General features: G+C 69.5%; 13 protein-coding genes. 4 read left to right on the top strand and 9 right to left on the bottom strand.

Annotated elements, in window-relative coordinates; genetic code table 11:
- Window positions 1-238 precede the first annotated feature (238 nt).
- Both ACQEVY_RS38180 and ACQEVY_RS38175 read left to right on the top strand, forming a co-directional pair.
- A complete protein-coding gene (locus ACQEVY_RS38180; protein WP_432955622.1) occupies window positions 239-1,186 on the top strand; it encodes a 5'-3' exonuclease in 948 nt (315 codons plus the stop codon).
- 163 nt (window positions 1,187-1,349) lie between these two features.
- Entirely contained in the window at window positions 1,350-2,198 is an 849-nt protein-coding gene (locus ACQEVY_RS38175) for a siderophore-interacting protein (RefSeq protein ID WP_432954256.1), read from the top strand.
- Between the two features lie 48 nt (window positions 2,199-2,246).
- On the opposite strand, the gene ACQEVY_RS38170 is transcribed toward ACQEVY_RS38175, so the two are convergent.
- From ACQEVY_RS38170 to ACQEVY_RS38160, 3 genes are all read right to left on the bottom strand, one after another.
- Window positions 2,247-3,026: an ABC transporter permease gene (locus tag ACQEVY_RS38170; protein WP_432954254.1), complete on the bottom strand. Its 780-nt coding sequence runs from the start codon at window positions 3,024-3,026 to the stop codon at window positions 2,247-2,249.
- Window positions 3,023-4,042 carry an ABC transporter ATP-binding protein gene (locus ACQEVY_RS38165; RefSeq protein ID WP_432954253.1) on the bottom strand — a complete coding sequence of 340 codons (1,020 nt, stop codon included), beginning with the start codon at window positions 4,040-4,042 and terminating at the stop codon, window positions 3,023-3,025. Before ACQEVY_RS38165 ends, ACQEVY_RS38170 begins: the two co-directional genes overlap by 4 nt.
- A gap of 199 nt (window positions 4,043-4,241) precedes the next feature.
- The gene (locus ACQEVY_RS38160; protein ID WP_432954251.1) at window positions 4,242-4,955 is read right to left on the bottom strand and encodes a PadR family transcriptional regulator; all 714 of its coding nucleotides are present in this window, start codon (window positions 4,953-4,955) and stop codon (window positions 4,242-4,244) included.
- Window positions 4,956-5,214: 259 nt separating this feature from the next.
- Here ACQEVY_RS38160 and ACQEVY_RS38155 point away from each other — a divergent pair, with 259 nt between their 5' ends.
- Window positions 5,215-6,762 (top strand): amino acid permease, encoded by a 1,548-nt coding sequence (locus tag ACQEVY_RS38155; protein WP_432954250.1) that lies wholly within the window; start codon window positions 5,215-5,217, stop codon window positions 6,760-6,762.
- 4 nt (window positions 6,763-6,766) lie between these two features.
- Window positions 6,767-7,711, top strand: coding sequence for an RluA family pseudouridine synthase (locus tag ACQEVY_RS38150; protein WP_432954248.1), 945 nt, complete (start codon window positions 6,767-6,769; stop codon window positions 7,709-7,711).
- A 22-nt stretch (window positions 7,712-7,733) separates the two neighbouring features.
- Here the strand turns inward: ACQEVY_RS38150 and ACQEVY_RS38145 are convergent, their stop codons facing one another.
- From ACQEVY_RS38145 to ACQEVY_RS38120, 6 genes are all read right to left on the bottom strand, one after another.
- A complete protein-coding gene (locus ACQEVY_RS38145) occupies window positions 7,734-9,203 on the bottom strand; it encodes a cytochrome P450 (protein WP_432955620.1) in 1,470 nt (489 codons plus the stop codon).
- A 62-nt stretch (window positions 9,204-9,265) separates the two neighbouring features.
- On the bottom strand, window positions 9,266-9,886 hold the full coding sequence (locus ACQEVY_RS38140) for a GTP-binding protein (protein ID WP_328772796.1): 621 nt from the start codon (window positions 9,884-9,886) through the stop codon (window positions 9,266-9,268).
- Window positions 9,867-10,310, bottom strand: a complete 444-nt coding sequence (locus ACQEVY_RS38135) for a DUF742 domain-containing protein (RefSeq protein WP_432954246.1) — start codon at window positions 10,308-10,310, stop codon at window positions 9,867-9,869. Before ACQEVY_RS38135 ends, ACQEVY_RS38140 begins: the two co-directional genes overlap by 20 nt.
- Window positions 10,307-10,714, bottom strand: a complete 408-nt coding sequence (locus ACQEVY_RS38130) for a roadblock/LC7 domain-containing protein (RefSeq protein WP_165344540.1) — start codon at window positions 10,712-10,714, stop codon at window positions 10,307-10,309. Before ACQEVY_RS38130 ends, ACQEVY_RS38135 begins: the two co-directional genes overlap by 4 nt.
- Window positions 10,711-12,345: a sensor histidine kinase gene (locus ACQEVY_RS38125; protein ID WP_432954244.1), complete on the bottom strand. Its 1,635-nt coding sequence runs from the start codon at window positions 12,343-12,345 to the stop codon at window positions 10,711-10,713. Before ACQEVY_RS38125 ends, ACQEVY_RS38130 begins: the two co-directional genes overlap by 4 nt.
- Window positions 12,346-12,641: 296 nt before the next feature.
- Complete coding sequence (locus ACQEVY_RS38120) at window positions 12,642-13,265, bottom strand: TetR/AcrR family transcriptional regulator (protein WP_432954242.1); 624 nt, start codon at window positions 13,263-13,265, stop codon at window positions 12,642-12,644.
- Window positions 13,266-13,274: the final 9 nt, after the last annotated feature.

Below are 13,274 nucleotides of genomic sequence, written 5' to 3'. Positions count from 1 at the left end.
GCCGACGGGCCGTGGAGCGACGCGGGGTCCGCCCACATGGCCCGTCCCCTTCAACTCCCCATTTGTCAGGTGTGGTTGAAAGTGGGACCGGCTTCGCTCCGGCTCGCACCTGCCCTGGGTTGTCTGGACCAAACGCGAAGGTGAACCAGTTCACAGGCTGTTTACGTTTAGCGGGTAGCGGCGTTCCCTTCGCCGGCCGCCCTGCTCCGGACAGTGACTGTCAGTGGCGTACGGCATGATGCGTGGCGTGACGCAGCAGACGCAGACTTCTCGCCGGATCATGCTTCTCGACACCGCCTCGCTGTACTTCCGCGCCTATTTCGGAGTCCCGGATTCCGTGAAGGCTCCGGACGGCACACCGGTGAACGCGGTGCGGGGACTGCTCGAATTCATCGACCGCCTCGTACGGGACCGCCACCCGGACGATCTCGTGGCATGCATGGACGCGGACTGGCGGCCCCAGTGGCGCGTCGACCTGATCCCCTCCTACAAGGCGCACCGCGTCGCGGAGGAGCACGAAGCCGGCCCTGACGAGGAGCAGGTGCCCGACACCCTCTCGCCCCAGGTGCCGATCATCGAGGCGGTCCTGGACGCGCTGGGCATCGCCCGCGTGGGCGTCGAGGGGTACGAGGCGGACGATGTGATCGGCACGTTCACGGCCCGCGCCACGGGCCCTGTCGACATCGTCACCGGCGACCGCGACCTGTTCCAACTGGTCGACGACAAGCGGCAGGTGCGGGTGCTGTATCCGCTCAAGGGCGTCGGCAGCATGCAGCTCACGGACGAGGCGCTGTTGCGCGAGAAGTATGGGGTGGACGGTCCGGGGTACGCGGACCTGGCGCTGCTGCGCGGCGACCCGAGCGACGGACTGCCCGGGGTGCCGGGCATCGGCGAGAAGACGGCCGCCAAGCTGCTGGCCGAGTTCGGCGACCTGGCCGGGATCATGGCGGCGGTCGACGACCCGAAGGCGAAGCTCACGCCCTCGCAGCGCAGACGCCTCGACGAGGCCCGGCCGTACGTGGCTGTCGCGCCCAAGGTCATCAAGGTGGCCGACGACGTGCCGCTGCCGGTGGTGGACACGGCGCTGCCGAGCGCGCCACGCGATCCGGCGGCCCTGGAGGAGCTGGCGGCGCGCTGGGGTCTGGGCGGCTCGCTGCAGCGGCTGCTGGTGACGCTCGGATCATGATCCGTAACGCCCCGCACGTGGCCATTCTCGGGCCGACCTTTCGCCTTTTCCCAAGATGTGGTCATCAACACCCCAAGCTTGGTCATCGACTTATGGAGCAAGAGGTGTTAACTAGGGGAAGGTGCTAACTTAGGCAAGCCTTAGTAATGTTCGGGAGGCCGTCATGGCAGAGCGTCCGGCACGCAGGGTTCCGAAGCCCCACACCGCGCGGGTTGTCCGCACGGAGCGGCTCACCCCGCATATGCAGCGCGTGGTTCTCGGCGGTGAGGGCCTCGCCGAATTCTCCGCGGGCAGCAGCACCGATCATTACGTCAAGCTGCTGTTCGGGGCGGAGGGCGTGACCTATCCGGAGCCCTTCGACATCGCCCGCATCCGCGAGGAGTTCCCGCGCGAGCAGTGGCCGGTGACGCGTACGTACACGGTGCGCGCCTGGGACCCCGAACTGCGCGAGCTGACGCTCGACTTCGTCATCCACGGCGACGAGGGCCTGGCCGGGCCGTGGGCCACGCGGGTCCAGCAGGGCGAGATCGTACGATTCCTGGGTCCTGGCGGGGCGTACGCGCCCGATCCCGAGGCCGACTGGCATCTGCTGGCCGGGGACGAGAGCGCGCTGCCCGCGATCGCCGCCTCCCTCGAGGCGATGCCCGACGGCGCCAAGGTGTACGCCTTCGTCGAGGTCGAGGGCCCGGACGAGGAGCAGAAGATCGCCTCCGACGTGGAGGCCGTCTGGCTGCACCGCGGCGACCGCCCGATCGGCGAGGCCCTGGTCGAGGCCGTACGGGCGCTGGAGTTCCCGGAGGGCCGCGTGTGCGCGTTCGTGCACGGCGAGGCGGCCTTCGTGAAGGAGCTGCGCCGCCTGCTGCGCGTAGAGCACCAGATCCCCCGCGAGCACCTGTCGATCTCCGGCTACTGGCGCCTCGGCCACAACGAGGACGGCTGGCAGGCGGCGAAGAAGGACTGGAACGCACAGGTGGAGGCTGAGCAGGAGGCTACCGAGCCGGCAGCCTACTGACTCTCGTACGCGACCTCCCGAGCACGTGGCTCTTGAACCCGGGGCCCGCTAGACCGAGCGCTGATACGCCCGGAACGTGCGGGTCGACAGCCACACCGCCGCCACCGCCAGGGCGAGGAGAGCGCCGCCCCGGGTGAGTACGTCGCTCCAGTCCGGGTTCTCCGCCATGGCCGAACGGCCCGCCACCATCGCCCAGTCGAGCGGGTTGAAGTCGGCGATGCTCCGCATCCAGCCGGGCATCTGCGAGGGCGCCATGAACGCCGAGGACAGGAACGTCAGCGGCAGCAACAGGAAGGTGTTGATGCCGATGATCGATTCCCGCTCGCGCACCAGCATGCCCACGGCGTTGGAGAGCGCACCGAAGACCGTGCCCAGCAGCGAGGCCGCGACCACCAGGACGACCAGGCCCGCGACCCCGCCCGGATAGTCGGCCCCGCCGAGCTTCCCGAGCAGAATGATCAGCACGGACTGCACGGCGGTCGTCAGCCCCTGCTGTACGACGTTGGCGTTCATCAGGGCGCCGCGGCTGACCGGAGTGGTCAGGAACCGGTTGAGCGTGCCGCGCTCGATCTCTTCCAAAGTGCCCATGCCCGCCCACATGTTGGAGCTGAGCGCGCTCATCACGACGATGCCCGGCACCAGGTAGTCCAGATAGGTGGTCGTGCCGAAGCCGCCGAGTTCGACGACCTTCTTGAAGAGGTTGCCGAACAGGAACAGCCAGATCGCCGGCTGGATCAGCATGAAGACGACGTACGCGGGCTGGCGCAGCACCGACATCAGCTGGCGCTGCGTCATGTACCAGGTCTGGGTGAGGGTTTCGGTGCTCATCGGGCACCTCCGGCGAGGACGAGGCGGTCGGTGGTGTCCGCGGCGGCTTCGGCCTCCGCGTAACGGCGGCCCGCGTAGCGCAGGTAGACGTCGTCGAGCGAGGGGCGGGCCACGGTGGCTGCGGCGACGCCGACTCCGGAGCGCTCCAGTGCGGCGAGCAGAGCGGGTACGGCGGCGGCTCCGTCGGCGGCGCGGACGCTGATCCGGCGGCCGTCGAACAGCACCTCGTGCACGCCGGGCAGTGCGGTGAGTGCGCCCGTCAGGAGCGTACGACCGGCTTCGCCGACCGCTTCGCGCACCTCCAAGTGGACTGCGTCGCCGCGGAGTTCGCCCTTGAGGACGTCCGGGGTGCCCTCGACGACGACACGGCCGCGGTCGACGATGGCGATGCGCTCGGCGAGCCGGTCGGCCTCTTCGAGGTAGTGGGTGGTGAGCAGGATGGTCAGGCCCTCGTCACCGGCGAGGCGGGCGATCTCGTCCCACATCGCCGTACGCGCCTCGGGGTCGAGGCCGGTCGTCGGCTCGTCGAGGAACAGCACCTGGGGCCGGTGGACCAGACCGAGCGCGACGTCGAGCCGGCGCTGCATACCGCCGGAGTAGCCCTTGACCTGGCGGCCGGCCGCGTCCGTGAGGTGGAAGCGGGCCAGCAGTTCGTCGACGCGGTTCTTCAGCGGACGGCCCCGCAATCCGTAGAGCCTGCCCTGCAGCTGGAGGTTCTCGCGGCCGGTGGCCACAGGGTCGGCGCCGGACTTCTGCGCGACCACGCCGATCGCGCGGCGCACCCGGTCCGGGTGGCGCAGCACGTCGTGGCCCGCGACGGTGGCGCTGCCCGAGTCGGGGCGGGCCAGCGTGGTGAGGATCTTGACGGTGGTCGACTTTCCGGCGCCGTTCGGGCCGAGGAGGCCGAAGACGATGCCCGGCTCGACGGTGATGTCCATGCCGCTGAGAGCGGTGACCTCACCGGGGTAGGTCTTGATGAGTTGGCGCGCCTCCACTGCGGGCGCATGCGTGTTCATGACGACTGCTCTCCTGAATGAGCGGATGCGGACGGATCCGCATGAGCGGATGACGACTGATCCGCGTGAAGAGCGCCGGGCTATCCTGGGTGTGCCGCACCTCGATCACCTGGCGTGCCTCACGGCGGAGTCAGTTCGGGGTTGGAGACCCTGGCGGGGCTGCTGCAACAGTCCTGCCGGGGTCTGTTTCACATCTGAGTCACTTCTCGGCGTCGCGGCCCTCCAAGTCCTTGCGGTCATCCAGGTTTTTGGGGTCACGCAGGTCGTCGCGGTCATCCAAGTCCTGCGGAAAGTCCTGGAACTCCGGCGGTGTCTCCCCCGTCTCGTGGAGGGTCCGCCACTCGTTCATCCCGGGCAGGGAGCCGTCCTTCAGCTCCGCGAGGAAGCCACGGACCCACTCGGCCTGCGCCTCGACCATGTGCAGTTGGTACTCGGTCTCCACCAGGAAGATGCGCGGCAGGGACTCATAGAGCTTCTCCAGCGCTCCCCGGCCGCTCGCGGCCTGCACCTCGAGCGTGTTGAGCCGCTCCTCGAGCAGCCGCGTCACTTCGTCGGGGTGCAGCACCCCCATCAGTGAGAGCGCGGTCTCGAAGATCGGGTACTCCCGTGCCGGGACCGCCACCAGGTCCGACATCCACTCGGTCATCTCCTCGCGCCCGGCCTCGGTGAGCCCGTAGATGGTGCGCTCGGGGCGGTTGCCCTGCCGCTGCACATCGGTGACCTCGACGAAGCCGTGCTTCTGAAGGTTCTGCACGACCGTGTAGAGCGAGCCGTAGTTGATCTTCGTGCTGGTGTCCTTGCCCTGGCGGCGCAGGGTCTGGGCGATCTCGTACGGATGCATCGGCTTCTGCCAGAGCGTCGCCAGCACGGCGAGCGCCAGCGGATTGCTGAGCTTCCTGCGCTTGGTCGCCACGCGACTCACCTCGCTCACCCCGGCACCGAATATCCGCAGCCGAACATATCGCGACTCCGGGCGAGGGTCAAGAGACACGATGTATCGCGACTCGACGGCCTTCGCGAGGCGTGAGGACTTCGGCCCCCGGCAGACATGGCCGCGTCATGCGAGCGAAACAGCCGCTCCCTAATTTCTGTCGCCCGACAGGAATTCTGCAGCCCTCCTTCCGTCCGCCCCTTCCGTCCCCAGCTCCCCTGTGCCGAAGGCAGGTGCCACCGTGACGACGACCGCCCCCTCCGACGTCCATTCCGAGCCACCGGACTCCCCCGGCGACGGCTCTCTCGCCGAGTTCGGCTACCGCCAGGAACTGCATCGCAGCCTGGGCCGCTATGCCTCGTTCGCCGCCGGGTTCTCCTTCATCTCGGTGCTGACGACCGTCTTCCAGTTCTTCGCGTTCGGCTACACCTTCGGCGGCCCGGTGTTCTTCTGGGCCTGGCCGGCCGTGCTGATCGGCCAGTTGCTGGTCGCCGCCTGCTTCGCGGAGCTGGCCGCGCGCTATCCGATCTCCGGCGCGATCTACCAGTGGTCGTCCCGCCTCTCCAACCTCACCTTCGGCTGGTTCGCCGGCTGGATCATGGTGATCGGGCAGATCGTGGTGGTCGCCGCAGCAGCGCTCGCCCTGCAGATGGTGCTGCCCGCGATCTGGTCCGGTTTCCAGCTGATCGGCGACGACCCGGCGCCGACATCGGCGAGCGGCGCGGCCAACGCGGCACTGTTCGGCGTGCTCTTGCTGGTCCTGACGACCTTCGTGAACGTCATCGACATCCGCGTGATGTCCCTGATCAACCGCGTGGGCGTCACCGCCGAGATCATCGGCGCCGTCCTGATCATCGTGCTCCTGCTCACCCACTCCGAGCGCTCCCCCGGCATCACCTTCCACACCGGAACGGCCGCCCAGTCCGGCCTGTTCGGGGCACTGCTGGTGGGTTCGTTCGCGGCGGCGTACGTGATGATCGGCTTCGACAGCGCGGGTGAGATGAGCGAGGAGACGCACCATCCGCGACGTACCGCGCCCCGTACGATCCTCACCGCGCTCGGTGCGGCGGGCCTGCTCGGCGGACTGATCATCCTCGGCGGACTACTGGCCGCGCCCAGCCTGACCGACGGCCGGCTCGGCGTCGAGGGCCTGAGTTACGTCCTGACCAGCAGCCTGGGCGACGGCGTGGGCCGGCTGCTGCTCGCCGACGTGGTGGTGGCCATCGCGGTGGCGACCCTCGCGATCCAGACGGCGGCCTGCCGCATGCTCTTCTCCATGGCCCGCGACGGCCAGCTGCCCTTCTCCCGACAGCTCGCGAAGGTCAACCCACGCACGGGTATGCCCAGCGCCCCGGCCCTGGTCGTCGGCGTCCTCGCCGCGGCCCTGCTGCTGCTCAACTTCGCCTCGCCCGAGGCCTTCCTCGCCATCGGCACCACATGCATCGTGATGCTCTACCTCGCGTACGCGATGGTGACCGGACCACTGCTCTGGCAGCGTCTGCGCGGCAACTTCGCAGCCGAAGGAGCCGCCGGCACCGACGAGACGGGCCGCCCGTACTTCTCCCTCGGCCGCTGGGGCGTCCCCGTCAACGCACTCGCCCTGCTCTACGGCCTGTTCATGACGATCAACCTCGCCTGGCCCCGCGCGGAGGTGTACGACCCGGCGGGCGGGCACTGGTACTTCCAGTGGTTCACCGTGCTGTTCCTCGGCGTGACACTCGTCCTCGGTGGCGCGTACCGGGTGTACAAGGCGCGTACGACGGTCGCGGAGACCGCTGCGTACGCTTGACCAGGTGAGACGCAGAAACCGGATTCCGCCCGCTCCCCTGCCGCAGCGTGAAGGGGTGGATCCGGTGCGGGTCCGGTTGCCGGTCGAGGGGGCTTGGGGCACCGTGCGGGAGCATCTGGTGGAGCGGCTCGCGGCGGGGGCCGGCGTGATCGACGGGATGCTCGACGCGGGGCTGATCGTCGGGGCGGACGGGCGGCCGGTGGCGGCGGACGCGGCGTATGTGCCGGGGATGTTCGTGTGGTTCCACCGGGAGCTGCCCGACGAGGTGCGGGTGCCGTTCGAGCTCGATGTGGTGTATCGCGACGAGCACATCGTCGTGGCCGACAAGCCGCACTTCCTGGCCACGACACCACGCGGCAGTCATGTCGCCGAGACGGCTCTCGCACGGCTGCGGCGGAAGCTCGGCATCGAGTCGCTCACGGCGGCGCACCGGCTCGACCGGCTCACGGCCGGGTTGGTGCTGTTCACGGTGCGGGCGGAGGAACGCGGCGCGTATCAGTCGCTGTTCCGCGACCGGCTCGTACGCAAGGAGTACGAGGCGGTGGCCCCGTACCGGGAGTCCTTGGCGCTGCCCCGGACGGTGCGCAGCCGGATCGTGAAGGAGCGCGGGGTGCTGGCCGCCCGCGAGCTGCCGGGCGAGCCGAACGCGGTGACCCTGGTCGAGCTGCTCGAGCACCGTGACGGACGCGCACGCTACCGGCTGCTGCCCCGCACCGGTCAGACCCATCAGCTGCGGGTGCACATGAACGCGCTGGGTGTGCCGATCCTCGGTGACCCGCTCTACCCGGTGGTGACCGGCCCGGTGCCGGCCGGTGACTTCCGGCGCCCGCTCCAACTGCTGGCGCGGGTGCTGGAGTTCACCGATCCGGTCACGGGGCACGGCCACTCGTTCGTGAGTGGCCGGACGCTGGGGGCGTGGTCCTCGTACGAGAACTGGGCGGATCAGTGACGATCGTGACGATCCTGATCCGTCAGTAGCCGCGCCACCAGCGTACGAAGCGCTGCCAGGCGCCGAGGCGGCGCTCTGGGCCGGCCTCCGGAGCCACCGGTTCGGGCCGGGGAGCCTCGGGCTGCGGTGCCGGCGCGGGTTCGGGTGCCGGGGCGGGCGTGGTGACCTGCCAGTCCACCCGCGGCTGCCGCTCGGCGTTGCGGGCGCCGGGCAGTTGCGAGTCGTCCTGCGGCGGCTGCGCCATGAACGTCACCGGGAGTTCCACCAGGTGCCGGGAGGAGATGGACGACGTCCAGCGCAACTCATGCTCGTCGCAGGCGAGTTGGATGTCCGGAAGTCGCATCAGGAGCGCGTCGACGCCGACGTCGGCGATGGCGCGGCCGATGTCCTGGCCGGGGCATTCGTGGGGGCCGCCGCTGAAGGCGAGGTGCGAGCGGTTGCCCTGCATGTTCGCCGTGAGGTCGGGGCGGACGCGCGGGTCGACGTTGCCGGGCGCCATTCCGAGCAGCAGCCCGTCGCCCTTGCGGATGTGCTGACCGCCCAACTCGGTGTCCTGCTTGGCGAAGTAGCCCAGGACGGCGCTGAACGGCGGCTCGTCCCACAGGGACTGCTCGACCGCCTCGGGCACCGTCATCTGGCCGCCGTTGAGCTGGGCGCGGAAACGCGGGTCGGTGAGCACCATGCGCAGCACGTTGGCGATGAGGTTGGCGGTGGCCTCGTAGGCGGCGCACAGCACGAGGCGCAGGTGCTGGGCCACCTCGTCGTCGGTGAGCCCTGCCGGGTGCCTGATGAGGTGGCTGGTGAAGTCCTCCTGGGGCTGGGCACGACGGCGCAGCGTGAGCCGGTTCAGGACGCTCATGAGGTACTCGTTGCTGGCGATCGCCGTCTCGGTGCCCTTGATCATGTCGCGGGCGGCGTGCACGATGCGGTCGTTGTACTCCTCGGGCATGCCGAGGATCTCGCAGAGCACGGCCATCGGGAGGTGCTCGGCGAACTGGCTCACCAGGTCGGCGCTCCCCTCCTCGCAGAAGCGGTTGACCAGGAGCTGCGTCGCGCGGTTGATGTAGCGGCGGATGCCGCGGTGGTCGATGGTCGACATGGCGCCCACCACCGCCCCGCGCAGCCGCAGATGCTCGTCGCCCTCGGCCATGGCGCAGATGGGCTGCCAGGCGAAGAGGGGCATGAGCGGGTGGTCCGGGCCCGCCGAGCCGTCCCGGACGGCGTTCCAGATGCGGCTGTCGCGGGTGTACTGCGAGGGGGTGCGGACCATGTGCAGGTTCTCGGTGTGGCCGAGCACCACCCAGATCGGCACGTCCTGGTGGAGCAGCGCGGGGGCGACGTTGCCGTGTTCGGCGCGGAGTTTCTCGTACAGGGCTCCCATGTCCTCCGCCTCGGGGCCGTACAGGCGGCGCAGTCCGCCGGGGCCCGTGCCGTGGGCGGGACAGCCCGGCGGCGGGCCGGGCGTGGGGTCGTACTGACCGGGGTCGTCCATACCGGTCCGGTAGGGGGATTCAGACGTCACGGTGGTGCTCCGAAACTGGGTGTGTGAGGTGGTCAGGCGGGCGCGGAGGCCATGGCGATCGAGTGGAGGAAGCGCATCAGGGTCATCAGCACGTCACGGCTGGACGCCCTGCGGCGCGCGTCGCACTTCACGATGGGGATCTCCTCGGGGAGGTCGAGCGCGGCGCGCAGGTCCTCCATGGGGTAACGGGGCGCGTCGGGGAAGTCGTTGACGGCGACGACGAACGGCACCCCACGTTCCTCCAGGCGCCCGATGACGTCGAAGCTGACTTCCAGGCGCCGGGTGTCGATCAGGACGACCGCGCCCAGGGCGCCCTCGAACAGCCCGTTCCACAGGAACCAGAAGCGTTCCTGGCCGGGGGTGCCGAACAGGTACAGCACCAGCTGTTCGGTGATGCTGATGCGGCCGAAGTCCATGGCCACGGTGGTGGCCGTCTTGGTGTCCGAGCCGTAGTTGTCGTCGACTCCGACGCCGGCCTGCGTCATGGTCTCCTCCGTGGTCAGCGGCCTGATCTCGCTGACGGAGCCCACCATGGTCGTCTTGCCGACGCCGAAACCACCCACGATCACGATCTTCACGGCGGCCTGCGCCGTGTGCGGAAGATGGTCCTCGGCGCGAGGGCCCGCGACCGTGTCAGAGCTTTTGAAGTCCATGCATCACCGCTTCGAGGAGGGAACGGTCGGGCAGCTCCGAGCGGACGATCGGGGCGCGCGCGTGTACCAGTTCGGCCGTCAGCAGCTCGGTCAGCAGTACGGTCACCACGCTGAACGGCAGATTGAGATAGGCCGAGAGCTCGGCCACGGACAGGGGGGTCCGGCAGAGCCGGAGCAGGGCCGCCTGTTCCGGCTGGGCGGTGGGCGGCGGCACGTCGTCGTTCGCCACGATCAGGGTCACCAGGTCCAGTGCGGCCCGGTCGCCGTCCTCGACCTGGCCGGTGAGGATGTACAGCCTCCCCGGCTGGTTCCCCTCGCCCTGCCCCTCGGCCGGCGCCGCTGCCGCCGCCGCGTCCGGGATCTTCGGGGGACTGTGCTCCGGCGGTTCCTTGGGAAAGCGCCGCCGTCGTTGCGGAGGAGTCATACGGCCGTCCCGTTCCGCCGGGGCGGACTCGTCAGGTGGGCACCGATCCGTACGACGAGGTCGCGCATGCGGTTGCTCATGAGCCCGGCGTCGACGGTCTCGTCGGCGAGGACGGCGAGATAGGCGCCGGGGCCCGCGGCCATCATGTAGAAGTAGCCGCCGTGGATCTCGATGATCACCATCCGCATCCGGCCGTCGGTGTCGGGGATCTCGGTGGCGACGGCCGCGGCCAGACTCTGCAGTCCGGCGCAGGCCGCGGCGACGCGGTCGGCGGCGTCGGGATCACCGCCGTACCGGGCGATGCGCAGGCCGTCGGCGGAGAGCACCACGACCTGCCGGGTCCCGGGCACCCCGTCGGACAGCTCCTTGAGCATCCAGTCGAAGTTGGCTCGCTGCTGGATCACTTGAGGTCCCCCTCGTCTTCGGCCTCGGCAGGGGCCGGAGTGTTCGTCTCGCCTGGTGTCTTGTCCTGGCCGTCCGTGGCGTCCTGGTCAGTGGGGTCGCCCTTGAGTCCGGCCATGAACGCCTCGACCCACAGGCCGGGCTCGGGTTCGTCCTTCTTCGGCTCGGGCTGCGTCTGGGTGGAGGAGCGGGTCCAGTCGATGACCGGGCGGCCCTCCTTGCGCGCGGCCTCCGCCTCCGCCTCGGCCGCCCGGGCCTCGGCGACCCGCTGACTGAACGGGATCTTGACCCGGCTGCGGCGCTGCGGCAGACCGTTCGCCGTCCACTCGGTCACCTCGGGGACGTCGTCCTCCATCGCGGCCACCGAGTCGGGGATACGGGGGCCGGTGGTGGGACGGCGCTTCTTGGGCTTGCGCTCGGGTCCCTCGACACCGCCGAAGTCCACCTTGGGTACGGAGGAGGCGCCGATGCCGTGCGCGAGGCCGGGGGCGAACTCTTCCGTGAGCATGTCGCGGGGCACGACGATCACGGCACGGACACCGCCGTACGCGGACTGCCGCAGCGAGACCTGCATCTTGTACATCTGCGTCAGCCGGCCCACGACGGCCATGCCGAGCCGCGGGCTGTCACCGAGGTCGTTGAGGTCGATGCCGATCTGGGCCTTCTCGAGCATGCCCTCGGCCCGGCGGCGGGCCTCCTCGCTGAGGCTGACGCCGGCGTCCTCGATCTCGATGGCGACACCGGTCTGCACCTCGACGGCGGTGACGTGCACCTTGGTCTGCGGCGGCGAGTAGCGCGTGGCGTTGTCGAGGAGTTCGGCGGCGGCGTGGATGACCGGTTCGACCGACGGGCCGGTGACGTTGACCTTGGCGATGGAGTGCAGCTCGATGCGCCGGTACTCCAGGATCCGGGACATGGCACCGCGCAGCACGCTGTACAGCGGTACGGGCTTGGGCCATACGCGGCCCGGGCGGGAGCCGCCGAGCACGGCGATGGAGTCGGCGAGGCGGCCGATCAGCGCGGTGCCGTGGTCGATGCGCAGCAGGTCGTCGAAGACCTCGGGGTTGCGCCCGTGGTCCTCCTCCATCTCGCGCAGTTCCTTGTTCTGCTGGTGGACGATCGCCTGGACGCGCCGGGCGATGTTGACGAAGGCGCGCTGCGAGGAGTCGCGCATCGCTTCCTCGTGGTCCACGATGCGCAGCAGGGCGCGCAGCAACTCGCGCTGGGATTCGGGGAGTTCCCGGACACGCGGATCCTCCTCGGCGGTTTTACGGATCGCCACTTCGGGGGAATCTCCACAGCGCAGCCGGTACAGCGCGGCGGGCAGCAGCTCCTTGCCGAGGTGGAAGATCTCGTCGTCCTGGGCGGCGATGCGCTGTTCCAAGTAGGCCGTTCGGCGCGCGAGTTCGGCGCGGACGGCTCGTACGACCCGGCCGCGGCGGACCGCTTCGGCGACCGTCGCGATCACCAGGAGCGTCGCGATGCCTCCGCACCAGCCGACGGCGACCCGGGCCGGTTCCGTGACGACGGCGACGGCGGCTCCGGATGCCGCGGCCATCAGTATGGCCGGGAGCAACAGCACTCGGGCGTAAGGAAGTTCACGGCCAACGGGAGGCGATTGAACACTCACCATGTATGCCCTCTAAGACAAATCGGCTGGGGATCGGGGGGAGTTCTCTGGATCTTCAGAACATTGGGGAACAAGCGCACGAATACACCGCAACTCGGTGCGCCGCGGGCGAGCTTAGTCCGACCGGATCATCGCCAAGTCATATTCGGCAAGCACCTGAAATCGCCCGCGCGAGAGGAGTACGCTCGGCCCCATTTATACGCTCCGACGCTATTCGAACACGATGCGTCACCGTGTACGGCCGCACGAAAACCCCTCATCAGAACGGTGAGGCCCAGCCCGCCGAGGCGAATTCCGGCTCAGATTCCCGCGATCCGCAGCGCCGCATCCGCGGTGGCTTCGGCGAAGACCGAGGCGGGCCGGTCGGGGTCGGAGCGATGGACCAGAATGACGCCCTCGATCAGCCCGAACACCAGATCCGTCCGCAGATCCAGCTCACTCTTGGCGAGCGCGCCGCCCGCCTCGGTAGCGGCGATCAACTGCCGGTAGGCGTCCTTGAGTTCGGCCCGTACGGCATGGAAGCCGGCGAAGCGTTCGGCGCGCACCTCGGGCAGCAGATAGAGCCCGCCGAGGTTGTACGGACCGCCGCAGAGCAGCTCGACGTCCGTGCGGCACAGGTCCCACAGCCGGTCCTCGGCCGGAGTCATGTCCTCGGCGAGGAGCTCCCGGGCGAAGGCCAGCGAGGGCGTGACGGTGGACTCCAGGAGCTCGGCGAGCAGTTCCTCCTTGCCGGACACGTAGTGGTACATGGACGCCTGGCGCATGCCCGCACGCTCGGCGACGGCCCGGGTGGTCGTGGCCGCGTACCCACGCGTCGTGAACAACTCCGCGGCGGCGGCGAGCAGTTCGTCACGCGGCGAGAGACCGCTGTCCGGTCGCCGCTCGGCCCGTGGCCTGCCCACTCGTCGTCCGCTGGTGCTCATGCCTTCGAT

The sequence above is a fragment of the Streptomyces sp. CA-288835 genome (genome assembly GCF_050936385.1).
Lineage (GTDB): Bacteria > Actinomycetota > Actinomycetes > Streptomycetales > Streptomycetaceae > Streptomyces.
Note: the sequence above shows the minus strand (reverse complement) of the source record. Positions and strands in the feature narration are given on the sequence as shown.